The sequence below is a fragment of the Pseudomonas sp. OA65 genome, from assembly GCF_017498305.1.
Classification (GTDB): Bacteria; Pseudomonadota; Gammaproteobacteria; order Pseudomonadales; family Pseudomonadaceae; genus Aquipseudomonas; species Aquipseudomonas zanjanensis.
The window spans coordinates 227,411-250,035 of the sequence record NZ_JAGDEZ010000004.1 but is presented as its reverse complement, the minus strand read 5'-3'; the positions used below and the strand labels follow the sequence as shown (position 1 = coordinate 250,035).

The following is a 22,625-nucleotide window of genomic DNA, read 5'->3' as shown; positions in this document are numbered from 1 at the left end:
CTCGGTACGTAGTAGATGGCCTCTTTACGGATGAGGTATTTTTTTCTGTATTCCTTCGCTTAGAAGCTCATAGCTCAAACGACCTGACTTCAGTGCATCCAGAATTATTACACGCAGTTTTGTTAAAGTGAATCTCTCTGTCTTTCCTTGACGGATTTGATCTGCTATGGCATCAGATACAAAGCCAAGATGAGTGATGTTGAGTTGAGCAAGGTCACGATGGGTATCAACTAAATCCGAGCATACCGTTTGTCCTGGTGTTTGACGGATTTCTATCCCTTTTTCTAGGAACTGGGATTCATCGATAACCACTATGTCGATAGTATCTAACCGGTCATTGGCAGCGGCGATTGCGAGGACACCTTGAGCAACATCGGCTGGCGAATCAACTCTCCAGAAGGATAAAGTATTTCCGCTGGTCTTAAGGCAGTGAGTGATAGCGTCTGCGTTGACAGGACCCGGTTCATCAGAAACGCTCCATTTGGACATTGTTATCTTGCGCACAAGATAGGTCATTCAGGCGTCTCCGCAAAAATCAGCAATCACCTGTTGTCGATATTCATCTAACCACCTTGGCGTAAGAGCGTGGTTCTTTAAGTGCGTAATAAGCGTCGGGTCTTCCCAATATTCATAAACTCTTATTGCGCACTCTTTAACTTCGACTGAGATGTGCGAAAGTGAGGCGCGAGCTATAAGTTCGTTAACTGGGTGGAAAGTTTCGCGGCTTAAGTGTGCAATAGCATTTAATATGCCGACGAGACGTTTTTCGTTGTTCGAGCAGTCCAGGTAGATTTTTCCCAAATTGATTTGGACTAAAAGTGCGTCATCCTGTAGCCACTTTTCTATATAGTGCTCTGTAGCGGACTTAAGCCCCGGCTCAAAAACGTCAGCATCGAGGCAAGCTTCAAGCCCAGCTCGGAACAGCTTGGCTTTTTCCTCACCCGACGCGGCTACTGGATTAACCGTTTGGGTCGTACTTGCTTCCTCTATCCATATTTCTTTTTGCGCTAGAACATTAAAATCATTCGAATCACTAAACGTGGTTTGGGTGGCTGCCCTCACGGATGTTTTGAAAAATGGAGAATGCGCACTATTATTTCTGATCACCTTAGACCATGCTTCTACGAGTTCCGGTACAGATCTTGTGTTAATTGTTTGCACGTTGAATCACCTCGCCTATTCCTTTATTGATATTTCCTTGTATCTCAAGTGTCTTGGTGAGGAAGGTATCTATAAATTCAGCTGACAGATTAGCTATTCGTTTTTCGGTTGGAATATTGATGTCAATGTTAAGAAGTAGTGTGTCAAATTCGCGATTGCCAGATGCGTCATTCAGTTGTACATGTACTTTCGATAAGTTATAAATGGCGTTCACTTCTTGATTTACTGGATCGGCAAAAGCTATAAGTGCAACATTGCGAACGCTCCATTCAACAATGCTGGCGTCTGGAATAACATCGAATGCTTCTTTGATGAAAACTTTTCTAAGTTGCTGAAGTTGATCTTCGCTCATTTCTTGGAGGAATTTATCGCAAACCACCCCCATTCTCTTATAAGTTATTTCGAATGTTTTTCTAAGCTGCTCAGCAATTTTTCGAACCTCGTCGAAGAAAACCTCCATGGTCAATGAGGCTGAAGGAGAGCCCGGAAGTGGTGTGGCGACGAAATCAATTCGATTTAATAGTATGTTTACTGACAGACCGTTCCGCATAGACTGCAATGCCAGCCTGGGTTCCATTTTATTAGTTTGAAGGTTGAGTTCTTGTAAGTTGCCAGGTAACAAGCCGCTCGAAAAAAAGCCTTCTATACATTTCTTTATATTGTCTTCCGTAGGTGTGAGCAGAGAAAAGTCTCCAAACAAGGAAACTTGAAACTTCATGTTCATTTCGCCGTTCACAATAACCGCTCCCATTTTCTGTAATTAAAACTCTTCGGCCTTATACAGTATCCTCGTGAAACTATCAATGGCCACTCCTCAGGCCCGTTCTGAGGAGCTGCTATCAAGCTCAACCGATGCCTTCAGCTTATGAAAATTAAGAGTCACAGCGGCATCGGTGCGTTGGTTGAGCATAGCGTTGAATTCCCTGTATGTGATTGTGTTTTTTCTACTATAGGGTGGCAGCTTCGGAAAGGTTCGCTGTTCCAAGAACCCGATTGTTTGACTCCCCTCGGCCTGCCAAATGTCGCTACAACGCCGCCTCCCGTGATCAACCCGCCTGGACAGCGCATGTGAGGTTTTCTTCGCGTGTAACAAAAAAACGTCAAATAAAGCACTTATCCCCCTCCCGCCGACGGACCTTGCGTCCTTTTTTTGTGCAAATTCGAATGTAGTGCAAGCAACCCTGTAGCCCAGGCTAGCCGCGGGGCATCGCAGGCGCCTGCTCATTTCACGGTTTGCAAATTTTGGAAAAGAAGTGCAGAGCGCTTGCACAACTGAGCTGTGAACACGAACGGAGGGGTAAGTGCTGCGGTGCCCGGTTCTGCTGGACGAAAATTCGAAAACGAGCCGTTCGACTAAGTTTTGCATTTTGCGGCCGATCTGTTTCTGCAGGTGTTGGCTTCTACCAGCGAGTCGAGGCGAAATGGCTGCAACGCCCACTAGGCGAGCGATACCGCTCGATGCAGGTTCTGGCGCAGCTTTCACTCAACTGCATGCGTTTCGACTCGCTGAGCGCATCAGATCAGGCGTCCAAAGGAGCGATGCCGGCAAGTCTTGTATCGTTTCAGAGGCTGTCAAAGTGCCATTCCCAGGTGAAGGCTGGGAAAAAGGTAATTTTGGGAATTTGAAGAAGCAGCGGGGCTATAAGCCTTGTGTAGCTTAGCGTTGAGCGATTACCGAAGAAGGTAATTTAGGGTAATCGAAAAGGTAATTTTTAGTAACACACTGATTTTAAAGGGTTTCACTGGGTTTGGATCTGACCAGGGAAAAAGGTAAGTGGGTAACTAAAAAATTACCTTATTATTACCTTTGATACATATCGCTAACCCTTTGATGGTAAAAGCAATTTAGCGTTACGGATGGCTCAATTACCAAAATTACCTTTTTCCCAGCCCTGAACATAAATCGAGATCTAGGACAGCAGTGGGGTCAATGTTCGCTTATGCTAGGTCGCCGTACGCCCCCAACGTGGTTCGTCAACGGTCCTAAAATACTTCTCGATAGGGACCAAGCTCGCGTCAATATCTTGAGGAAGACGAGGGTTTCATTTGGCGCGGCCACGAGCTACGCGAGCAGGAAGTACAAAGAGGAATTGCGCTAACGCAATGGCGAACTCAATAGATTTCCGAGCGTCCGCTTCGTCAGGCAAGGCACCACTTTCATCCACATGTCTTTGATCGTTTGCATCCAACCTTACTTCATGCGCCCATTTGGCCATTTCGGGGGTTATAAGATGCGCTTTTTCAGCCGACTCAATGCGATTGAAGAGGGTGCCCTCCTTGAAGCCCTTTTCCTTAAGCATCGCATCGACTGCTGACGCGGTAAGCATCACTGCTCCCGCTGGGGCGTGGACGCAAGCAAGCGCCTGGTCTAGGTACGCTTTGGCCCGTTGGGGCACTGCCTCATCCACGGCATCCGAAGTAGGCCATATTTGCGAGATATCCAACTCCATCGTTTGATTGCCGTTCGTATGAAAATAAGACACGGCCATGGAGACCCCGCCGCAGCTTCGGCATTGATAAATCCCCCAAGTACGACGGTTGCGATCTCGATCGTCTGTCGATTCAAAACCGGCGACTCGATGCAAGGAGGGTTTGGCAACGCCGCATTGTGGGCAGCGTTCAAGCGGAAGTGTGGGACCTTGGCGCATATCCAATGACTCCTTCTTTGAACGCTGGTTTAAGTTGTCGCGGGGTGTTGTTACGTCGCTTGTTACGTCCAGGACAAAAAACAAAGGCCTGCATCGCTGCAAGCCTTTGATTTTATTGGTGCCGGCACCAGGAGTCGAACCCGGGACCTACTGATTACAAGTCAGTTGCTCTACCAACTGAGCTATACCGGCGTGTGGGCGACGATTATAGCGATTGGGCGCGTTCTGTAAACCCCTGAATTCTGACTATTTTTGCACGACCCGTGCTCAAGCGCGGCGCAGCAGGGCGCGTACTTTCTGCAAGGCTCGCCACGCACGGCTGTTTTGCATGGCGTGAAGTTGGGCTTCGGCCTGTTCAGCCCGTTGCAGGGCGGCGTTGAGCTGTGGGTCTGCGTCGTCGACGGGGTGGCTGAACTTGTGGCCTTTGCAGAGTTGGAAGCCGTCGAGGTTGCACGGGGGGATGTCGAAGGCGGGTTTGAGGGCCAGGTGTTCTTCGGCGAGGTAGTAGGTGTTGATGCCGTCGAACAGGATGGATTGGTAGCCGGCGTCGGTCACCAGGTTTTCCCAGGTCTGGTCGCGGGCCCATGGGGTTTCGATGAGGATGATCCAGGGGCGCCAGCGGCTGAAGTCCATGCCGCGCAGTACGGTTTCTTCGTGGCCTTCGACGTCGATTTTCAGGAAGTGGATGGGGCGGTCCTGGGCGTATTGCTCGCAGATGGCGGCCAGGGTGCGGGATTGGACGGTCTGGGTGCGCACGTCCATGCCGGCGTCGCGGTGTTGTTGGGCGACGCTGGTTTCTACTGTGGATAAGCCTGTGTCGGCGATGGTGTAGAAGGTCAGGCTCTCGGCGTTTTCGCCGGCCACGCATTGCAGGTTGATGTCGCCGGGGCGTTGTTGGCAGAGGGCGTCGTAGTAGGCCGGTACCGGTTCGATGTTGATGCCGCGCCAGCCGCGGTCGTAAAAAGCTCGGGTGACAGAATCATCTGTCGGATGGTTGGCGCCGACGTCGAGGTAAAAGCCGTTTTCCACCGATTGAAGGGCGCGCCACAGGCGTATGTCTTCGAAGTTTTGTGCGTAGGAAATGAACGTCACGGCCAGTCCTTGAGTGTGTCGGCATTGTGTCAATCACGATACGTGTGGCTGTTGTATAGCACGGACGTGGTGGACGCAATTACTGGCGCGAGGCAGCACTGAATTCGGCGGTTATGTCGTTTTGCTTAGACGCTTATGCACAACGGGCTGGATGACGCGCAGGGCATCTTGCGATTTTGTGACCGCTTTCGCGTTTCGTCGCAAATGCCTGTTTTCATGGTTTTTTATCCATGTGAACAAAAAATGACCAATACGGTTTTGGTCAGGAAATCACGGATTTCTTGGATCCAGGTTTATTTCATCAACAGAGTTATCCACAGGCTGTTTCGTCTCAGCAACGCTCTGCCAGCAGTAGCAGATTACGCGGTGTCAACGCTGTTTCGCAGAAGGTGCCAAGGCGCACGTCATAGCCTTGTTCAGTGAGAAAAAGTGCTCGGTCCAGCACCAGCCAAAGCTCCAGTGGTCGTCGGAAAAGGCCTCGGAGCAACTCCAGGTTGCGCACCTCGGCCAGGCGCTGGTGACCTGCTGCTTCCAGAGCGACCCAATCAGGCGTGCCGACTGTGGATAAGTCTTTGAGGGCCGCCAGATCGGTGCAGTACTGGGCGAAGGATTTTTCCAGCCAGGGGCTGGGCAGTGACGGGGTGGGCAGGTAGTCGTCGCGGCCTCTGACTTGCCGTTGCAGCAGGTCGAAACCCAGGCGCCAGGCCATGGATTGGTCTCGCTGTCTTCTTACGCGCGCGCCAGCGGTGACGGTTTCGGTCTGCGGCAGGCCGAGATCGTCAAGTGATAGTTGTAGGGCAGAGCCTTTGGCGGCGTCGGACAGCGCTTGATAGCGTTCGCTGCTGATGCGGTTGTAACAGCATGGCGCGATAGCCAGTTGTGCACAGCCAGCGTCGCTGGCCAGGTGCATCAGGCGCACATGCAGGTCGCCGCAGGCATGCAGGGCCACGGGGGTGTGTCCCGGATACAGCGCGAGGGCCGCGTCCGCGCCCAGCACATCTTGTTGCAGGTGCGTGGCGGGCAGGTGATGGCGCTGGCTCAACAGTTGGCCGCTGGCGACCAGTGCGGGGTCGTACTCCAGGCAGGTCAGTTGTTGCTCACCGTGCAGCAGGCGTCGACCGAGGTGGCCCTTGCCGGCGCACCAATCGAGCCAGTGAGTTGGCTGGGTGATAAAGTGCAAGCGGCTGGCGAAGGCTTCGATCTGCTGCCATTTGCGCCCGGGTACGTCGACGTTGAGGCGATGGCGTGGTGCTTCGAGCGTGCTGGCCGGCAATTCAGCAACAGCGCTCAGTGCGCGGGAGACAGCGGCCAATTCCGGGAATGGTGCTGGCGCGTCTTCCATCACCCAGGGCTGATGATGATCGTTTTCCGCCGCTTCCAGCGAACGCTGGCGTAGCCATTGGGCCAATTCCGGGTGGGACGTTTCCCAAGGCAGATGTAGATAGGTGAATGGGCGTGGTTTCCACAGCGCCTGGTGCGCCGTAAGAAAAGCGTCTAACGCCGTGAAGCGGGCGAGCAGTGCCTCGCCCGTCAGCACGCCGCTATCAGCGTCCTTGGCAGGCATCGACACGCAACCAGCGTTCCAGTTGCTTGAAACCTTGAACCAGGACGAAGGACATCAGCAGGTAGAACATGCCCGCCGCGAAGAAGATCTCCACCGGCATATAGGTCCGGGCAATGATCGTGCGGGCCATGCCGGTGAGTTCCAGCAGGGTCACGGTGCTCGCCAGGGCACTGGCCTTGAGCATCAGGATCACTTCGTTGCTGTAGGCCGGCAGGCCGATGCGCGCGGCGCGGGGCAACATGATGTAGAACAGCGCCTTGGGCCGCGACATGCCCAGGGCCCGTGCGGCTTCGATCTCGCCCTTTGGGATGGCCTGGATCGCGCCGCGCAGGATCTCGGCGATGTAGGCGGCGGTGTGTAGGGTCATGGTGGCCGTGGCGCACCAGAACGGATCCCGCAGGTACGGCCACAGCGCGCTGCTGCGCACGGCATCGAATTGCGCCAGGCCGTAGTAGACCAAAAACAGCTGGACCAGCAGTGGCGTGCCACGGAAAAAGAAGATGTAGGCGTAGGGCAATGCCCGCACCTGCCACAGGCGCGAAGAGCGGGCGATGCCCAGTGGAATCGCCAGCAGCAGCCCTGCGATCACGGCGATGGCCACCAGCTCCAGGGTCAATGTCGCGCCCTGGGCCAGCTTCGGCAGCCACTTGATGATGACGTCCCAGTTCATTGGGTGCTCCTGGTAAATCCACGGGCGGCGCGTCGTTCCAGCAGGTGCATGCCGATCATGGCGAGCACCGTCAGCCCCAGGTACATCAACGCCGCGACCATATAGAAGGTGAACGGTTGCTTGGACACGGTCACGCCGATTTGCGCGTGGCGCATGATTTCTTCCAGGCCGATCACCGAGACCAGCGCGGTGTCTTTCATCAGGATCATGAACAGATTACCCAGGCCGGGCAGGGCGATGCGCCACATCTGCGGCATGATCAACCGGGTGAAGATCCGCCATTTCGACAGGCCGAGGGCGACGCCGGCCTCGCGATGGCCCTTGGGGATCGCCAGGATCGCCCCGCGAAACACTTCGGTGGCGTAGGCGCCAAAGCACAGGCCCAGGGCAATGACCCCGGCTGCGAAGGCGTTGAGGGCAAGGTCGGGGTTGCCGAAATATTCACCCAAGGCGCGCATCAGGTTGACGGTGCCGAAATAGATCAATAGCACCCAGAGCAGTTCCGGGATGCCGCGAACCAGTGTTGAATAAGTACCGCCAAGCCATTGCAGTGGCTTGTATGGAGAGGTCTTTGCCAGGGCCCCGAGCAGGCCGAGCACCAGCCCCAGGCAGAGGGCCGTGAGCGCCAACTTGACGGTCATCAGCGCGCCGGCGGCAAGCGCTGGGCCGAATCCGTAGAGATCGATCATCATGGGTAGGAATTCATATCGCGGCAGGCTTTGCTAAGGGCCGGCGCCGCCAGAGAGCTGCGCCGGCCAGGCACGTCAATATCAATAGATATTGAACGGAAAGTACTTGTCGTTGATTTTTTTATAGGTGCCGTCGGCCACGATTTCTTTCAAGGCAGCGTTCAGCTTGTCGCGCAGCGGGTCACCCTTGCGCACGGCGATACCGATCTTGTCGCTTTCCACCACCGGGTCGCCCTTGAATTCGTAAGCACGGCCCGCATCGGTTTTCAGCCAGTCGTAGTTCACGTATTTGTCCGCCAGGATCGCGTCGACGCGGCCGGAGGTCAGGTCCAGGTAGGCGTTATCCTGGGTGTCGTAAAGCTTGGTGGTGATGTCGCTGCCCATTTCATCTTCCAGCCAGGTGCCGGCGAGGGTGGAGCGTTGTGCCCCGATGACCTTGCCGTTGAGTGAGGCTTTATCGGTTTTGAAGTCGACATTTTTTGGTGCGATGAATTGCAGTTTGTTGGAGTAGTACGGGTCGGTGAAGTCCACGGCCTGCTTGCGTTCTTCAGTGATCGACAGCGACGAGACCAGGAAGTCGAACTTCTTGGCGTTCAAGGCCGGGATGATACCGTCCCAGTCGGAAGTGACCACTTCGCACTCGACTTTCATCTTGGCGCACAGAGCATCGCCAATATCCTTATCGAAGCCGACCACGTTGCCGCTGGCGTCCTTGTTGTTGAACGGCGGATAGGCCGCTTCGATGCCCATCTTCAGCTTTTCGGCCGCCATGGCGCTGGCCGAAAAGACCAGGCTGGCCGCTGCGGCCAGGAGGAATTTCTTGTAGGTCTGCATGTGTACTGCTCCGTTAGCGGTTGCTGGACATGAATTGTTTGCAGCGCGCCGAAAGCGGGTTCTCGAAGACCTGCTGTGGCGATCCTTGTTCCTCGACCAGGCCTTGATGAAGAAACACGACTTCGCTGGAAACCTGACGGGCGAAGCCCATTTCGTGGGTGACCAGTAGCATGGTGCGTCCTTCTTCGGCCAGGGCGCGGATCACACTAAGTACTTCCTGGACCATTTCCGGGTCAAGGGCGGAGGTGGGTTCGTCGAACAGAATCACCTTGGGCTGCATCGCCAGGGTGCGGGCAATGGCGGCGCGTTGTTGCTGGCCGCCGGACAGCTCGGCCGGGTAGGCGTGGCGCTTGTCGGCGATACCGACCTTGGCCAGCAGCGCTTCGGCCACTTCGACGGCTTCGGCCTTGCTCTGGCCAAGCACCCGGCGCGGGGCTTCGATGATGTTATCGAGCACGCTCATGTGCGGCCAAAGGTTGAAGTTCTGGAAGACGAAACCGATTTCGCTGCGCAGGCGGTTGATCTGTTTACCGTCCGCGGCCACCAGTTCACCGTTCTTTGCGGCCTTGAGCTTGAGCTCTTCGCCGGCCACCAGGATCTGGCCCTGGTTGGGGTTTTCCAGCAGATTGATGCAACGCAGGAACGTGGACTTGCCGGACCCGGAGGATCCGAGGATCGAGATCACATCGCCGTCGCGGGCGGTCAGCGAGACGCCTTTGAGCACCTCCAGCTGTCCGTAGCGTTTATGCAAATTGCGGATTTCAAGCGCGGGCGTGGCCTGGGCCATGTGCGGTCCTCATGGTATGTGCTCCCTTGCTGTTGGCAGCCTTCCTTGGCGAGGCGGCCAAGCTAGCATGCGTCCGAATGGCCGCCAACAGCGCTACGGGTGGTAAACCGGTGATGTGCGGCAGGTTGTCGCATCGGCACAGCAGACTGTCGCGCCATCAACAACCGAACGGCCGTATGAACCGTGTTTACCAGTGAAAAGCCCGGGGAGTCGCGTAAAAAAAGGCGCGATGGTGCCAGCTTTGGGCGGGGGTTGGAAGGGTTAACCGGATGAGCGTTACCGCAATCAAAAGTCTGTTGGGTTATTCGGGAGCGTCCTCCAGATCCCACAGTATTTTGAGCACCTCTTTGAAGCTGGCTTTTGCAGTTACGAAATCCGCCTGCACTTCAGGGCTGTGAAGCCAATCCTCCGCTGCTTCCTGATCGATATCGTCAGCCCACTTTCGGTAAGCGACCAGGGTATTTTCGGTCAGAATCTGGACCGCCATGGCTTCGTTTTCAGCATTTTCATTATCCAGCAGATCGGGCTGTTCACTGGTCATGGCAAGAAGTAATGCCATCATCCTGACCATCATGTCGATGCGCCCCGCCTCTTCTTCGGCGTCTTGCATCTCATAAAACAGCGACAGGAAGTCTCTAGGGCGTTCTGCGAATTCGTCTTGCAGGGGATCCAGGAAGTAGGGATCGTCGTATTCGGGAAGATCAAACGTGGTGGCAGCAGGCTTTGTACGACTGACGCGTATTTGCTTGGCTTTTGCTTTTGCACGCTTGGCGCGTTTTTGTTGCTTGTTCGCGGAGGCCATGGGTGTGGTTCCGTTACTCGTTAAAGAAAAGCGGCCATAAAACCTGTGGGAGCGAGCTTGCTCGCGATAGCGGCAGAAAAGCCAACGCAGATGTGAAGTTGAAGGCCTCATCGGAGCAAGCTTACTCCCACAGGGGCTCGATGGAGCTGCTTTTCTAACGTCAAACCACCAAAGTTACAACCCCGGCTTCGTCACAGTGGTCCAATCCTCGATGCGCAGTCCCGGGACTCTTTCGAATTCTTTCAGGTTATTTGTGACCACGATCAGTCCGAGGGAACGGGCATGGCCGGCAATCATTTGGTCGTAGGGGCCGATTGGCCTGCCAATCTTTGCCAACTCTGCCCGGATCATTCCGGCATGTGCTGCAGCCTCATAACCAAAAGGTAAAACCTCAAGTCGGGCACAGAACCCTTCGATGACGCCGAGATTTTTCTCTGGGGCGGATGATTTTTCTGCCCCGTAGATCAACTCCATCAGTGTGACGGCGCTAATGCAGAGCTGGCCGTGATGACGATTAAAGGCTTCTCTAACGATCTGGGGTTTGTTCTTGATGGTGAAGATACAGACGTTGGTGTCGAGCATGAATTTGATCATCAGAAAGACTCGCGCTCCTGATCGGCAGGCTGCTCACGCTCTGCCATGAAGTCTGCTGTCGCGCTATCGCCATCGAACCAGCTATCCCACGCTTCGCCGGCCGGTGTAATGATGCGCGCTCTGCCTATGGCGATAACATCTACACGCTTTACGTCGCTTGGCATCGCCACTGCTTTGGGGAGCCGGACCGCTTGGCTGCGGTTGCTCATGAAGAGGGTGGTTTGTTCCATGTGCAGTCCTCCATTAAATGCAGTGGGAAGCATAGGACAGTGAAGGGATATGTCAATGGGATATACCGGCTGCAGAAATGATCTCGTCCTAACCCATAGTCCCAATCGATCTAAACCTTAAAGCGCACCTGTGCTCCACAAATACGTCCCGGACGTGGACGTGACCGTGCAAAGGTATCGGGAGAAATAGTGCTGACCCTCAGCGATGCAGGGCCGCTGGTTTATGTGCAACTGCCACCGGGCAAGTACAACGTGGTGGCGACGCGCAATGGTGAAGCGCGGCGCGACACGGCTGAGGTAGGCAGCGGGGCCGCGCGCAAACTGGTGTTCCACTGGAACAGTGACGAATAGCCGGCCGGCTTATTCGGCGGCGGATTCTTTTTCCAGGACTTGGCGATAGCGGTCCAGCGCCTCGCTGAAGTCCTTGATGAACTCCGGCGTGCTGAGCCAGCGCTGGGCGCTCTCGCGGTCCATTTCATCGACCCACATGCGGTAGTCCACCAGCATGTCGGCGGCCAGGTTGGTTGCCGCCATGCTTTCGTTTTCGGCATTTTTCAGGTCGAGCAGACCCGGGCGTTCGATGATCATCGCGCTCAGGGACGTGAGTAGCGTATCGAGCATTTCACTGCGGCTGACGGCCTCGGCGTCGCGCAGCTTGGCGAACAGTTCCAGCACGTAGACCGGCGGCTGGGCGGTGGCGTGGGCCGGGTCGCCATACATCGGGATCGATTTGCGTCCGGTCATGCGGATTTGCTTGGCTTTGTCTTTGGCGCGCTTGGCGCGTTTTTGCTGTTTGTTCAGTGAGGCCATTGGGCTTCGGTTTCCAATTCGTTAGGGGACGGTGCCCGGCTCAGTCGATTTTCGGCACGGTAAAGCGGAATTCGCTGCCTTGGCCTGGCTGGCTTTCGGCGTGCAGTTTACCGCCATGGGCTTGGACAATCCCCTTGGAAATGTACAAACCCAGCCCGGTGCCGTTCGGATTGCCTTCCTTGGTCGTCCAGTAGCGCTCGAAAACATGAGGTAACTGCTCTGGCGCAATTCCTTCACCGGTATCGCGGACGCTGAACACGATCTCATTGCCGACGGACATCGCACTGATGCCCACCGAACCCTGTTGCGGCGTGAACTTGATGGCATTGCCGATCAAGTTGGACAGTACCTGGAACAGCCGCTCGGGGTCGGCGTTGATCCGCAGGTTGGGTTCGGCATGGAAGGAAATGTCGATGGCCTTGGCATTGGCCAGCGGCGTCAGCAGTGAGCAGGCGTCTTCGAATATCTGGCTGACGTCCATCGGTTGGGGATTGATGGTGTAGCGCCCGGCATCGATGCGCGAGGTGTCGAGCAGGTCTTCCAGCAGGGCGTTCATGCGGCTGGTGGCTTGTTGCATGGTGTCGATGGCGGAGGAAATTCGCTTCGAGCTGTGGGAGCCGTCCGAGCTGAAGGCTTTTTGCATCATGCCGCAGAGCATGGAAATGACCGTCATCGGGCTGCGCAGGTCATGGGACACCACCGCCACCAGTTCATCGCGCGCTTGCACGGCCAGACGCTCCTTGTGCACCTGGCGGGCCAGGTCGTTTTCCAGGGCCGAGCGCCGCAGGTCGTTGGCGGCGAACAGGTCGCCATGGGTCCATTTGGTACTGATACCGGCCATTTCGACTTTCCAGATCTCGAAAGATGTACGGGGTCGCAGGCGCAGGCCGGTCTCGCTGTTCTCCAGGTCCAAGGGCTTTTGCGGGTCACCGCTCCATTGGAGGGTTTGCTTCACCTCGGGACGGAACCACAGCACGCCGTTTTCAATAGGCTTGGGCAGGTGGATCGCCAATACGCCGCTCGCCACGTCCTGATAAACCTGGGCAGGTGCGAAGACGCTGCCCAGGTTGTGGTGGGCGAATACCGGCTGGCCGGTTTCCAGAATCCATTTGTGCAGCTCGCGGATCTGCTCCGGCTCCGGGCACTGGCCATGGCGGTGCAGCTTGTTGTCTTCGAAAATCGCCACACCACTGGCGCCGATCAGGTCCATGAGGCGTTGCGGCTCGTGGGACAGGCCGTCGAAGACGTTGTCGCTGGATTCGGCCATGGCAGCGGCGAGGACCTTGAGGTCTTTCAGCTTGGCGTCCCGTTGCCGGGCCAGTTCCAGGGCCTGCATGGCGCTGATCTGCAGCGACAGCACTTGGCCGATGGTCTGGCAGGCCATGCGCATTTCATGGGGCACCAGCAGCGGCTGGCGATGGCCGCAACTGATCAGTCCCCACAAGCGCTCGCCTTCCATCAACGAGATGCTCATGGACGACAACACGCCCATGTTTTTCATGTACTGGCGGTGGATCGGCGAGACGCTGCGCAATGTGGCAAAGCTCAGGTCCAGGGGCGCCTGGGTATCGGGCTGCAGCTCCGGGACCAGCGGCACCGGTGCGTAATCGGCGTTGGGGATGATCCGCAGCCAGTTGGTGCGATACAGCTCACGGGCCTGTTCGGGAATATCCGACGCCGGGAAAAACAGCCCTTTGTAGAGTTCCATTGAAGGTGCGCTGGCCTCGGCGATCACCTGGCCGTGGCCTTCTTCCTCGAAGCGGTAGATCAGCACCCGGTCGTAACCGGTCATGGCCTGGATTTCCCGCACGCTGATTTCATACAGGGCCTGGAGGGTTTTCGCACTTTGCAGGCGTTGCAGCATGCGGCCCAGGTTGGCCTCGCCGCTGACGCCTTCGGGACGATAGTCGCTCAGGTGCTGTTCCAGTTCGACGATCAGGGCGCCCTGATGGCGATGCACCAGGGCATCAAAGCGCTGCTGGTTGACGACAATGGCCACGGGCACGTTGTCGCTATCCGGGGCAGCGCGACAGGCGACGAGGATCGCCTCGGCCTGTTCCAGCCCCAACAGTGCGTCGAGGGTTTGGCCCAACAGCCTGTGGGGATCTTGCCCCGTCAACTGCAACACGTTGGCGCTGACCTGACGGATCACGAAATCGGGCTCGGACAGCATCAACAACACACCATGAGGCTGGATGGCCCCAGGAAAGCGAATCGGCTCGTCTGCGCAATTGGCCAGCAGTTCTTCGAAGGCTTCCTGGTTTTCCGAGGTCATAACAGTACCTTTTGGCTGTCCAGCCAGTGTTCAAAATGAGTGAACGTCGCCTTGGCGGCGCGTGTGACTTCGAGCGTCCGGGCCTCGCCAAGGTTCCTGTCGTCCAGGTATTGGAGGAAATCCTTCCAGCGTCGGCCGGTGAGTTCGCCATACACATTGAGAAAGGCTGCGCCACTGGCCGCGTCGAGACCGAGCTGCTCGGCCACCCGGCGCCGCAGTATCTGGCCGCCGAGGGTCGCGCCTTCCAAGACATAGGAAACGCCGAGGGCGGCGGCTCGGGAGTCGATTCGTGGCAGTGCCTGGCAGATGGGTAATGCCTCGATAACGGCGTCATCCAGGCCCAGGGCTGTGAGATCGGCCCGCAATACCGGGAGTTTGATGCGCAAGGATTGGTCCAGCCCGGTTGGAATCAGCGCCAGCCTGTGAAGCCGCTGCTCCAGGGGCTGATAAAAACCGTAGTAGGCCACCATCAGGCGCCGGTACAGATCCAGATCCAACTTTGGCGAGAAAAACGGCAGGCGTTTTTCCAGGGCAACATGCAGTTCAGCGGTTTCGGTCCGCAATGCCTGGATCAGGGAAGGGGGTGAAGAGGCCAATGACATGCGGGATGGAGCTCATTGAGTGAAGCGTTGCTGGAAAAAAAGCGCATCAAGCTTACATGGGTTTTTTGAGTGCGCGATCAGCTTTTATCCTTGAAGTCGCTGCGCCCGATTGCCCCTTCCTCAAGGCGTGCCTGTTCGCGATCCAGGGCGTTGCGCAGCTCTTCTTCGGTGGGGAGCACCAATTGATACTGGCTGGCGAATAGCTGTTCATTGCCCTGCAACACGGAATAACGCACCACCGATTCATCCTTTTGAGCGCAGAGAATGATGCCCACGGTAGGTTTGTCGTCGGGGCCGCGCTTGAGGTCATCGTAGAGACGCACATACATATCCATCTGGCCGATGTCCTGGTGGCTGAGCTCGCCGCGCTTGAGATCGACGATCACAAAGCACTTGAGCAGGTAGTTGTAGAAGACCAGATCGATGTAGAAGTCTTTGCTTTCGGTGCTGATGCGTTGCTGCCGGGCAATGAAGGCGAAGCCCTTGTCCAGTTCAAGAAGGAAGCCCTGCAGATAGTCGATCAAGGCCTGCTCCAGTCCCCTTTCCAGAAGGGGACCAGCAATGGGCAGCCCGAGGAGTTTCAGGACTGCCGGATCCCTGATGACGTCCTCTGTACCGAGGTTCATCTCCCTGATATGGGTGATGGCCTTCTGGCGTGCCTGGCGAATCAGCTCGCCGAGTTCGTTGATCAAGGGGGCAAGCTGTGGGTCATCCTGGGGCAGCAGTGGCGTCATCGCGGTATCCAGCCATTGAGAGGGGGCGGACCGCAAGGATGCTCCAGGCGACGTCTCGATGATGCCGGACGGGGCTGATTGCTTGGAGGGAAAAATAACTGATTTATGCAGGACGGGGATGACGCCGTCCTATGTCCGTTGGCCTTGGTGTGTAGGAGCTATCCCTACAGCCTGTAGTCAAGCGCGAGCCCCTTCGCTGCTCAGACCTTACCTTGCGCCAGAGCCTGGGAGGCGGCCACATAATCAGCCTGGAATTGCTTGCTCTCCACCCAGTCCAGCGCCGTCTGCTCATCGACACCCGTGGCCAGGCGGCGATATTCGATCAGGGCGGTAATGATGAAGTCAGTGGCTTCTTCCTCACCTTCCTGCTCCAGCACCAACTCCAGCAGTGGATGGCCCAGGAAGGCCGTGCACATGGCCTGTTGGCTGATCTTTTCGGCGGCACCCATCAGTTGGAACAGGTCCGATAGGTCCACGGTTTCCAGATCGATGCGCTCATCGTTCGGGTCGAGGAAGTCATTCGGCGCAGTGGCGCGCTTAACCCGGTTCTGCTTGGCTTTCACCTTGGCGCGCTGGTTTCGTTTCTGCTGTTTGTTGACCGATGCCATGGGTCGGTTCCTTGCTGGAAAATAAGGCCACCTATCCTACAGCTTCAACGCGGGCGCTTCGAATCTCAATCCACGATGAAGAGCGTAGCCCCCGATGAAGTGGAGGATCGATGAGGCTCGGCCTGGTCGGCGACCTGATAGCTCATGCCCGGCTTGAGCAAAAACTGCCGGCCGTCTTCGAGTTCAGTGTTGAGCTCGCCCTTGAGGCAAAACAGGATATGGCCCTTGGTGCACCAATGGTCGGCCAGGTACCCGGCCGTGTATTCCACCATCCGTACTCGAATGTTTCCGAACTGCCGCGTGCGCCAATAGGCGGTTCCGGTAATACCCTTATGCTCGGTGGGTTCGATGGTTGACCAATCGGTGGTGCCGAAAGGAATGCCCGTGATGTCCATGTCGACTCGCTTGCTGGAGGGGAGCGGACGAATGTAGCTGAGTCGTTAAGGCGGAGGAAGAAAATCCAGGCAATAAAAAACCCCGATCAATTGCTTGATCGGGGTTTTCGGTATTTTGGTGCCCAGAGACGGAATCGAACCGCCGACACGGGGATTTTCAATCCCCTGCTCTACCGACTGAGCTATCTGGGCAACGGGGCGCATTAAACGGGTTTTTCAGGGGGGCGTCAAGCAAGTTTTCAAAAAATATTTAATTATTACCGTCGCTTACGATCCGCCCCCGCGCTGAACAGCTTATTCGGACGGCGGTACGTAGCCTTCGGCCTTGGCGTAATCTTCGCCGGAAAAGAACTTGTCCATCTCGCCCTGAAGGTATTTGCGATCTTCGGCGTTCATCATGTTCAGGCGCTTTTCGTTGATCAGCAGGGTCTGGTGTTTCTGCCAGTCGCCCCAGGCCTTGGCCGAGACGTTGTCGTAGATGTCCTGGCCCTTGGCGCCCGGGAATGGAGCACGTTCCAGGCCTTCCAGTTGTTCTTTGTACTTGCGGCACATGATGGTGCGGGTCATTGCAACTCTCCTGCGTTCATTACGGCGGCCGCGCGTTCGAGCAAGGTTTTGACCGGGGCGGCAAGGCCCAGGCGCGGCGGGGTGGCGAGGTTATACCAGAGCCAGTCGGCCTCGGCCACGTGATGGCCGGTTTCCCGGACCCGGACCAGCCAGGGTTCGATCGCCAGCTGGAAGTGGCTGAAGGTGTGCACCAGGCTTGGCATCTCCTGTTGGCTGCCCAACTCCAGCGAGTGTTGCAGGGCCAGGTGCTGCAAGTCGTCGAGGTCGTCGAGTTCCGGCAGGCTCCACAGCCCGCCCCACAGCCCGGTGGAAGGGCGACGGTAAAGCAGAATCGCGCCCTCGTGGTTGGCCAGCATTGGCATCAAGGTGCGTTTTTTGGGGACTTCCTTGCGCGGCTTGGGGATCGGGTAGCGGGTTTCCAGGCCCAGCATATGCGCCTCGCAGCCTTGCTCGAGCGGGCAGAGCAGGCAACTGGGCTTGCTGCGGGTGCAGAGCGTGGCACCCAGGTCCATCATAGCCTGGGTGTAGGCGTTGACGCGGTCCTGGGGCGTGAAGCGCTCGGCGGTGGCCCAGAGCTGTTTCGCCACCTTGGGTTCGCCTGGGTAGCCCTCTTGGGCGGTGAAACGCGCCAGCACGCGTTTGACGTTGCCATCGAGGATCGGCGCCCGCAGGCCCATGCTGATGCTGGCAATGGCGCCGGCGGTGGACAGGCCGATGCCCGGCAACTCGGTGAGTTTTTCCACGTCCCGGGGGAATTCGCCGCCGTACTGCTCGACGACGATTTTCGCGGTTTTCTGCAAGTTGCGCGCACGGGTGTAGTAACCCAGCCCGGTCCACAGGTGCAGCACTTCGTCCTCCGGCGCGGCGGCCAAGGCTTGAACGGTGGGCAGCGAGGCCATGAACCGGTCAAAGTAATTGAGCACGGTGCTGACCTGGGTCTGCTGCAACATGATTTCCGAAACCCACACCCGATAGGGCGAGATGTCTTGTTGCCAGGGCAAGTCGTGGCGCCCGTGGCGGTCGAACCAGTCCAGTACGGCGGTGGAAAACTGCTCGGCTCTCATCGCTTGAACAGCCCCTTGAGCGCATCTTTCAGCTCGGGGCTGACCTTGTCGCCGAGCTTTTCATCGAGCTTCTCATCGATCTTGTCGCCGAGCCGATCGCCGGCCAGCTTCGCCGCGACCTTGCCCAGCCCGTCGTTGTCCAGGCGGCAGGCTTTCGCACCCAGCTCCAGGGGACCGCGGCAGCGCAACGGCCATTCGACATCGACGTAGCGTTCGTTGACCTGGCAGGCCGGGTCGGGCATGTCGCTCTTGTCGCCTTCGACGATGATGCCGACGCGATAGTCCATGCCCAGCACCCGCAGGTCGATATCGCCGTTGCCGTTGACGCTCATGCCGGGGATGCGGACTTTCAGGTCCGGGTTGTGGGCCACGCCATTGGTGAAGGTGAGGTTGCCGTTGAGTTGCTGGAACGGCGTGTCCTTGCCTCGGGGTTCGCCGCTGAGGGACTTGCGATTGAGGGTGGCGATGCCTTTGCACAGTTGCTGTTCGAGGTTGGCATTGAGCAGCACGCCATCGTTGATGACGAACCCGGCGTTGCCATTGAGGCTGTCGATCAGGGCCTTCTGGCTATTGCCGGTGGCGGTGATCGCGCTGTTGAGCGTGACCAGGCCTTTGACCGGCGGGCTCTTGCCCTGGCTTTCGATGATCTTCTCGGCAGGGACCCGGTTGATGCGGGTTTGCAGGCTCAACTGTGGCGTAGGCTGGCGCACGTCCAGGGTGCCTTTGGTTTCGAAGTTGCCGCTGTACAGATCGCCCCGCAGGTTCTCCAGGGTCAGCAGGCCACCCAGGCCGGTGGCCTTGAGCGCGGCGTTTTGGATCGGCAGTTTGTCGAGAGTCAGTTGCCCGAAGGTCAGGTCGGCATCGAGGTCCAGCTTGCTCAGGCGCTCCACCGGAAACAGCCGATCGTTACTCCAGGCACCCTGGGTCGGAGCGCTCGGCAACGGTGTGCTGCCGGCACCGGCCATGGCGCTGGCTTCGGTGTTGCTGACTTCAGCCTCGCGGGCAGCCTTGGAACTGTCGGCTTCGGCGGATTTTGGCGGCAGGTAGCGGTCGACGTTGAACGTGTCGGTCTTTAGCTGCACGCGCAGGGCCTGCTTGGCAAAGTCTGCCACGGCGATACGGCCGCTGAATTGGCTGTCGTCGACCTTCAGGTTGATGTCGTTGAATTCGACGCTGCTTGGCGTGCCGGCAATGCGGCTGGCCAATTCGACCTTGCTCAGGCTGCCTTCGGCCATGGCCGGGAGTGTCTGGCCGACGCTGTCGACGAACTTCGCCAGGTCGAACTGGGCGATCGATATTCCACCATTCAATTGCGGGGTCTTGTCGAGGTCGTTGACCTTCAGCTCACCGAGGGCGCGCAGTTGGTTGAGCGACAGCTTGATACCGGTCCATTCGGCGACGTTGGCCGCCTTGTCGAGGAACAGTTGCCCTTGAGCGGCGAAGTTCAGGGTCTTGCCCTGCAACGGATCGCCGGTAGCTTCGCCGGACAGCTTCAGGTCTTCGAACTTGTAGCGCTGCAAGGCGCGCTCGAAGCGCAGTTCGCCGGTCACTTCGGTGCGTACGCGCACCGCCGGCTGGTTGCTGGACAGGAATGCAGTCAGCGTCACCGGAATATTGGTGGAGTCGTGGACCGGGCCGGTGCTCAGCTGGATGCTTTCGGCGGTGAACAGTTTGCCGGTCTGCTCGTCGGTGTATTCGACCCGGGCGTTGTTCACGGTCAGGCTGTCGATGTCCAGGCGAGTCGGCTGGGCAGGTTTTTCTGCCGGGGTGCTGGCAGGCGGGGCAGGTTGTTCGGCCGGCGTCGGTGCCGGGGTGTTCGCCGTCGTCGCGGAGGCCGGCGCTTTACCGATGTCTTCCCAGTTTCCGTGACCGTTCTTGTCACGGTTGAGCCGCAGGTTCAGGCCTTCGACACGCACATCGCTCATCTGCACTTCCCGGCGCAGTAGCGGGATGACCCGGACCGAAAGACCGAGCATCTGCAGGTCGGCGAAAGGTTGGGTTGGATTGGCCAGGGTCGCGACGCTGGCGTCGTGCAACTCCAGGCCCAGCCATGGAAACAGGCTCCAGCCGATATCGCCATTGAGGGTCAGCTCGATATGGGCCTTGTCGCGGGCTATCTGGCGGATCTCTTCTTTGTAGTCGTTGGGATCGAACAGGTGGGTCAGGGCAAAGCCCAGGGCCACAATGATCAGCAACAGCCCGAGAAGTACCAGACCCAGGATTTTGCCGAACGCTTTCATGGGCGAATCCTTGTAGGTTGAGTTCAAAATTTAGCCGCGAGTATAACGCCCCGAGTTGCTGGCGCGTTGAGTGATCGTTCTTCCGGCAGGTCTGCCGAACAAAGACCCATGGGGACGGGGCTGGTTTCAGCCGCGGAAAAAATAAATCGTTAGCCCCCTACAGAAAGCGGGCAAGCGTGCGATAAGACAGATGGCACGAAAAAGGTGATATCACTTTGGTTTTTCTGCCGCGAGCAAATGGTAACCTTTGCCCGTTCGTCCGTCCTTCTGCGACTTGATGTCGCACACTATGGAGCTTCACCAGAAAATACAGCCATGCCTGCGTGCAATGAAGGCTGAGGGTGATGCGTGGCTGACGAACCATTCCAATAATTGGGGGATACACAATGAGCACGAGCATCACGGCGGGCGGCATCGCCGACCAGCCAGCGTTCCTCTCCAAGGAACGCATCATCGCCAAGCCGGGTTTCAACCGGTGGCTGGTTCCACCGGCCGCACTGGCCATTCACCTGTGCATCGGCATGGCCTACGGCTTCTCGGTGTTCTGGTTGCCACTGTCCAAAGCCTTGGGAATCACCAAGCCTGTGGCTTGTGCACCGGATATGAGCTTCATCTCGCAAGTCTTTTCATCCCAATGTGACTGGCCGATCTCGATGCTCGGCTGGATCTACACCCTGTTCTTCATTTTCCTGGGCTGCTCGGCAGCGATCTGGGGCGGCTGGCTGGAACACGCCGGGCCACGCAAGGCCGGCGTTGTATCGGCCTTGTGCTGGTGCGGTGGCCTGCTGATTTCCGCGCTGGGTATCTATACCCACCAGATATGGCTGATGTGGGTCGGTTCCGGGGTGATCGGCGGTATCGGCCTGGGCCTGGGCTACATCTCCCCGGTGTCGACCCTGATCAAGTGGTTCCCGGACAAGCGCGGCATGGCGACCGGCATGGCGATCATGGGTTTCGGCGGTGGTGCGATGGTTGGTGCTCCGCTGGCTGCGGCGCTGATGAACCACTTCGCTTCGCCGACTGGCGTGGGCGTTTGGCAGAGCTTCCTGGTGATGGCCGCGATCTACTTCGTGTTCATGATCGGTGGCGCCTTGTCGTACCGCGTCCCGCCAACCGGCTGGAAGCCTGAGGGCTGGACCCCAGCACCGAAGAAAGCCGCGAACGCGATGATCACCCATCGCCACGTTCACGTGAACGTTGCCTGGAAAACCCCGCAGTTCCGCCTGGTATGGCTGGTGCTGTGCCTGAACGTGTCCGCCGGTATCGGCATCATCGGCATGGCATCGCCACTGTTGCAGGAAGTGTTCGGCGGCAAGTTGCTCGGCAATGACTTGTCTTTCGGTCAGTTGGATGCTGCGCAACTGGGTCAGATCGCGGCCATTGCGGCCGGTTTCACTGGTCTGCTGAGCCTGTTCAACATCGGCGGCCGGTTCTTCTGGGCATCCTGCTCGGATTACCTGGGTCGCAAAAACACCTATTTCGTGTTCTTCGCCCTGGGCTTTGCCCTGTACGCGCTGATCCCGAACCTCGGTCACCTGGGCAGCGTCGCGCTGTTCGTGGCGGCGTTCTGCATCATCCTGTCGATGTACGGCGGCGGTTTCGCTACCGTGCCAGCCTACCTGGCGGACCTGTTCGGTACGCAAATGGTCGGTGCAATCCACGGTCGCCTGCTGACCGCCTGGGCTGCGGCAGGCGTGCTGGGTCCGGTATTGGTGAACTACTTGCGTGAATATCAGTTGAGCATCGGTGTTGAACGTGCCGCGGCCTATGACATCACCTTGTACATCCTCGCCGGCCTGCTGGTACTGGGCTTCCTGTGCAACCTGATGGTCCGTCCGGTCGCCGACAAGTACTTCATGACCGACGCCGAACTGGCCGCCGAACAGGCGCTGGGCCATGACAAGGGCGCCGACAGCACCACTTCGCTGGAATGGAAAGCCGCACCGGGCACCAAGCCCCTGGCGATCGCGGCCTGGCTGGTGGTGGGCATTCCGTTGGCGTGGGGTGTGTGGGTGACCCTGCAGAAGACAGCGGTGCTGTTCCGCTAAGACCGTTGCCCTGGCCATCAGGCCAGGGCACACCTCATGTGGGAGCGAGCCTGCTCGCGAAGGCGGTGTATCAGTGACATCAATGTCGGCTGGCACATCGCTTTCGCGAGCAGGCTCGCTCCCACATTTGTTTTATGAGTCCTGAAAGACTTGTACGCACATGTCTATCCCCGACCACACGGGCTTCAGCCCGTCAGTGATGTCACCTCTT

Annotated in this window: 22 protein-coding genes, 2 tRNA genes and 2 pseudogenes; 2 read left to right on the top strand and 24 right to left on the bottom strand. The window is 57.7% G+C overall.

Features of this window, described 5'->3' with window-relative positions:
- Window positions 1–24: 24 nt before the first annotated feature.
- The 14 genes from J3361_RS05460 to vapB all read right to left on the bottom strand — a co-directional run bounded on the left by J3361_RS05460 (window position 25) and on the right by vapB (window position 11,071).
- Complete coding sequence (locus J3361_RS05460; RefSeq protein WP_207963125.1) at window positions 25–516, bottom strand: hypothetical protein; 492 nt, start codon at window positions 514–516, stop codon at window positions 25–27.
- Window positions 517–1,161 (bottom strand): hypothetical protein, encoded by a 645-nt coding sequence (locus tag J3361_RS05455; RefSeq protein ID WP_207963124.1) that lies wholly within the window; start codon window positions 1,159–1,161, stop codon window positions 517–519.
- Window positions 1,148–1,879 carry a hypothetical protein gene (locus J3361_RS05450; RefSeq protein WP_207963123.1) on the bottom strand — a complete coding sequence of 244 codons (732 nt, stop codon included), beginning with the start codon at window positions 1,877–1,879 and terminating at the stop codon, window positions 1,148–1,150. The genes J3361_RS05455 and J3361_RS05450 overlap by 14 nt, the downstream gene beginning before the upstream one ends.
- Window positions 1,880–3,203: 1,324 nt before the next feature.
- A complete protein-coding gene (locus J3361_RS05445; RefSeq protein WP_207963121.1) occupies window positions 3,204–3,809 on the bottom strand; it encodes a DUF4145 domain-containing protein in 606 nt (201 codons plus the stop codon).
- Between the two features lie 116 nt (window positions 3,810–3,925).
- Window positions 3,926–4,001, bottom strand: a tRNA-Thr gene (locus tag J3361_RS05440).
- Between the two features lie 75 nt (window positions 4,002–4,076).
- Window positions 4,077–4,901, bottom strand: a complete 825-nt coding sequence (locus J3361_RS05435; protein ID WP_207963119.1) for an FkbM family methyltransferase — start codon at window positions 4,899–4,901, stop codon at window positions 4,077–4,079.
- 331 nt (window positions 4,902–5,232) lie between these two features.
- Window positions 5,233–6,465 (bottom strand): methyltransferase, encoded by a 1,233-nt coding sequence (locus J3361_RS05430; protein ID WP_207963179.1) that lies wholly within the window; start codon window positions 6,463–6,465, stop codon window positions 5,233–5,235.
- A complete protein-coding gene (locus tag J3361_RS05425) occupies window positions 6,446–7,135 on the bottom strand; it encodes an ABC transporter permease (protein WP_018606351.1) in 690 nt (229 codons plus the stop codon). Before J3361_RS05425 ends, J3361_RS05430 begins: the two co-directional genes overlap by 20 nt.
- Window positions 7,132–7,827, bottom strand: a complete 696-nt coding sequence (locus tag J3361_RS05420; protein WP_207963117.1) for an ABC transporter permease — start codon at window positions 7,825–7,827, stop codon at window positions 7,132–7,134. The genes J3361_RS05425 and J3361_RS05420 overlap by 4 nt, the downstream gene beginning before the upstream one ends.
- Window positions 7,828–7,905: 78 nt before the next feature.
- On the bottom strand, window positions 7,906–8,658 hold the full coding sequence (locus J3361_RS05415) for an ABC transporter substrate-binding protein (protein WP_207963116.1): 753 nt from the start codon (window positions 8,656–8,658) through the stop codon (window positions 7,906–7,908).
- A gap of 13 nt (window positions 8,659–8,671) precedes the next feature.
- Window positions 8,672–9,445 carry an ABC transporter ATP-binding protein gene (locus J3361_RS05410; protein ID WP_014336086.1) on the bottom strand — a complete coding sequence of 258 codons (774 nt, stop codon included), beginning with the start codon at window positions 9,443–9,445 and terminating at the stop codon, window positions 8,672–8,674.
- Window positions 9,446–9,746: 301 nt separating this feature from the next.
- Complete coding sequence (locus tag J3361_RS05405; protein ID WP_207963115.1) at window positions 9,747–10,247, bottom strand: hypothetical protein; 501 nt, start codon at window positions 10,245–10,247, stop codon at window positions 9,747–9,749.
- Window positions 10,248–10,421: 174 nt separating this feature from the next.
- Window positions 10,422–10,841 (bottom strand): tRNA(fMet)-specific endonuclease VapC, encoded by a 420-nt coding sequence (vapC, locus tag J3361_RS05400; RefSeq protein ID WP_207963114.1) that lies wholly within the window; start codon window positions 10,839–10,841, stop codon window positions 10,422–10,424.
- Window positions 10,841–11,071 carry a type II toxin-antitoxin system VapB family antitoxin gene (gene vapB / locus J3361_RS05395; RefSeq protein WP_058546214.1) on the bottom strand — a complete coding sequence of 77 codons (231 nt, stop codon included), beginning with the start codon at window positions 11,069–11,071 and terminating at the stop codon, window positions 10,841–10,843. The genes vapC and vapB overlap by 1 nt, the downstream gene beginning before the upstream one ends.
- Window positions 11,072–11,207: 136 nt before the next feature.
- Between vapB and J3361_RS05390 the strand changes: the two are divergent.
- Window positions 11,208–11,422, top strand: a pseudogene (locus tag J3361_RS05390) (carboxypeptidase regulatory-like domain-containing protein); the annotation flags it as partial.
- Window positions 11,423–11,431: 9 nt separating this feature from the next.
- On the opposite strand, the gene J3361_RS05385 reads toward J3361_RS05390, so the two are convergent.
- The 10 genes and pseudogenes from J3361_RS05385 to J3361_RS05340 all read right to left on the bottom strand — a co-directional run bounded on the left by J3361_RS05385 (window position 11,432) and on the right by J3361_RS05340 (window position 20,366).
- Window positions 11,432–11,881 carry a hypothetical protein gene (locus tag J3361_RS05385; protein WP_207963113.1) on the bottom strand — a complete coding sequence of 150 codons (450 nt, stop codon included), beginning with the start codon at window positions 11,879–11,881 and terminating at the stop codon, window positions 11,432–11,434.
- Between the two features lie 40 nt (window positions 11,882–11,921).
- The gene (locus tag J3361_RS05380; protein WP_207963112.1) at window positions 11,922–14,156 is read right to left on the bottom strand and encodes an ATP-binding protein; all 2,235 of its coding nucleotides are present in this window, start codon (window positions 14,154–14,156) and stop codon (window positions 11,922–11,924) included.
- A complete protein-coding gene (locus tag J3361_RS05375; RefSeq protein ID WP_207963111.1) occupies window positions 14,153–14,758 on the bottom strand; it encodes a biliverdin-producing heme oxygenase in 606 nt (201 codons plus the stop codon). Before J3361_RS05375 ends, J3361_RS05380 begins: the two co-directional genes overlap by 4 nt.
- Window positions 14,759–14,835: 77 nt before the next feature.
- A pseudogene (locus J3361_RS05370) lies at window positions 14,836–15,423 on the bottom strand (PDDEXK nuclease domain-containing protein); the annotation flags it as partial.
- Window positions 15,424–15,692: 269 nt separating this feature from the next.
- Window positions 15,693–16,100, bottom strand: a complete 408-nt coding sequence (locus J3361_RS05365) for a hypothetical protein (protein WP_207963107.1) — start codon at window positions 16,098–16,100, stop codon at window positions 15,693–15,695.
- Between the two features lie 65 nt (window positions 16,101–16,165).
- Window positions 16,166–16,495 carry a DHCW motif cupin fold protein gene (locus J3361_RS05360; RefSeq protein ID WP_207963105.1) on the bottom strand — a complete coding sequence of 110 codons (330 nt, stop codon included), beginning with the start codon at window positions 16,493–16,495 and terminating at the stop codon, window positions 16,166–16,168.
- Between the two features lie 116 nt (window positions 16,496–16,611).
- Window positions 16,612–16,687: transfer RNA gene (locus tag J3361_RS05355), tRNA-Phe, on the bottom strand.
- A 102-nt stretch (window positions 16,688–16,789) separates the two neighbouring features.
- Window positions 16,790–17,062 (bottom strand): oxidative damage protection protein, encoded by a 273-nt coding sequence (locus J3361_RS05350; protein WP_207963103.1) that lies wholly within the window; start codon window positions 17,060–17,062, stop codon window positions 16,790–16,792.
- Window positions 17,059–18,126, bottom strand: coding sequence for an A/G-specific adenine glycosylase (gene mutY / locus J3361_RS05345; protein ID WP_207963096.1), 1,068 nt, complete (start codon window positions 18,124–18,126; stop codon window positions 17,059–17,061). Before mutY ends, J3361_RS05350 begins: the two co-directional genes overlap by 4 nt.
- Complete coding sequence (locus J3361_RS05340) at window positions 18,123–20,366, bottom strand: AsmA family protein (RefSeq protein ID WP_207963091.1); 2,244 nt, start codon at window positions 20,364–20,366, stop codon at window positions 18,123–18,125. Before J3361_RS05340 ends, mutY begins: the two co-directional genes overlap by 4 nt.
- A gap of 386 nt (window positions 20,367–20,752) precedes the next feature.
- Between J3361_RS05340 and J3361_RS05335 the strand changes: the two genes are divergently transcribed.
- Entirely contained in the window at window positions 20,753–22,414 is a 1,662-nt protein-coding gene (locus tag J3361_RS05335) for an OFA family MFS transporter (protein WP_207963087.1), read from the top strand.
- Window positions 22,415–22,625: the final 211 nt, after the last annotated feature.

Excerpts from the sequence above, each read along its gene's own strand:
- J3361_RS05335 (WP_207963087.1), top strand. The coding sequence starts at position 20,753 with ATGAGCACGAGCATCACGGCGGGCGGCATCGCCGACCAGCCAGCGTTC.
- J3361_RS05425 (WP_018606351.1), bottom strand. The coding sequence starts at position 7,135 with ATGAACTGGGACGTCATCATCAAGTGGCTGCCGAAGCTGGCCCAGGGC.
- J3361_RS05350 (WP_207963103.1), bottom strand. The coding sequence starts at position 17,062 with ATGACCCGCACCATCATGTGCCGCAAGTACAAAGAACAACTGGAAGGC.
- J3361_RS05450 (WP_207963123.1), bottom strand. The coding sequence starts at position 1,879 with ATGAAGTTTCAAGTTTCCTTGTTTGGAGACTTTTCTCTGCTCACACCT.
- J3361_RS05410 (WP_014336086.1), bottom strand. The coding sequence starts at position 9,445 with ATGGCCCAGGCCACGCCCGCGCTTGAAATCCGCAATTTGCATAAACGC.
- J3361_RS05380 (WP_207963112.1), bottom strand. The coding sequence starts at position 14,156 with ATGACCTCGGAAAACCAGGAAGCCTTCGAAGAACTGCTGGCCAATTGC.
- J3361_RS05340 (WP_207963091.1), bottom strand. The coding sequence starts at position 20,366 with ATGAAAGCGTTCGGCAAAATCCTGGGTCTGGTACTTCTCGGGCTGTTG.
- J3361_RS05385 (WP_207963113.1), bottom strand. The coding sequence starts at position 11,881 with ATGGCCTCACTGAACAAACAGCAAAAACGCGCCAAGCGCGCCAAAGAC.
- J3361_RS05405 (WP_207963115.1), bottom strand. The coding sequence starts at position 10,247 with ATGGCCTCCGCGAACAAGCAACAAAAACGCGCCAAGCGTGCAAAAGCA.
- J3361_RS05430 (WP_207963179.1), bottom strand. The coding sequence starts at position 6,465 with ATGCCTGCCAAGGACGCTGATAGCGGCGTGCTGACGGGCGAGGCACTG.
- J3361_RS05360 (WP_207963105.1), bottom strand. The coding sequence starts at position 16,495 with ATGGACATCACGGGCATTCCTTTCGGCACCACCGATTGGTCAACCATC.
- J3361_RS05420 (WP_207963117.1), bottom strand. The coding sequence starts at position 7,827 with ATGATGATCGATCTCTACGGATTCGGCCCAGCGCTTGCCGCCGGCGCG.
- J3361_RS05460 (WP_207963125.1), bottom strand. The coding sequence starts at position 516 with ATGACCTATCTTGTGCGCAAGATAACAATGTCCAAATGGAGCGTTTCT.
- J3361_RS05375 (WP_207963111.1), bottom strand. The coding sequence starts at position 14,758 with ATGTCATTGGCCTCTTCACCCCCTTCCCTGATCCAGGCATTGCGGACC.
- J3361_RS05415 (WP_207963116.1), bottom strand. The coding sequence starts at position 8,658 with ATGCAGACCTACAAGAAATTCCTCCTGGCCGCAGCGGCCAGCCTGGTC.
- J3361_RS05365 (WP_207963107.1), bottom strand. The coding sequence starts at position 16,100 with ATGGCATCGGTCAACAAACAGCAGAAACGAAACCAGCGCGCCAAGGTG.
- vapC (WP_207963114.1), bottom strand. The coding sequence starts at position 10,841 with ATGATCAAATTCATGCTCGACACCAACGTCTGTATCTTCACCATCAAG.
- mutY (WP_207963096.1), bottom strand. The coding sequence starts at position 18,126 with ATGAGAGCCGAGCAGTTTTCCACCGCCGTACTGGACTGGTTCGACCGC.
- J3361_RS05445 (WP_207963121.1), bottom strand. The coding sequence starts at position 3,809 with ATGCGCCAAGGTCCCACACTTCCGCTTGAACGCTGCCCACAATGCGGC.
- vapB (WP_058546214.1), bottom strand. The coding sequence starts at position 11,071 with ATGGAACAAACCACCCTCTTCATGAGCAACCGCAGCCAAGCGGTCCGG.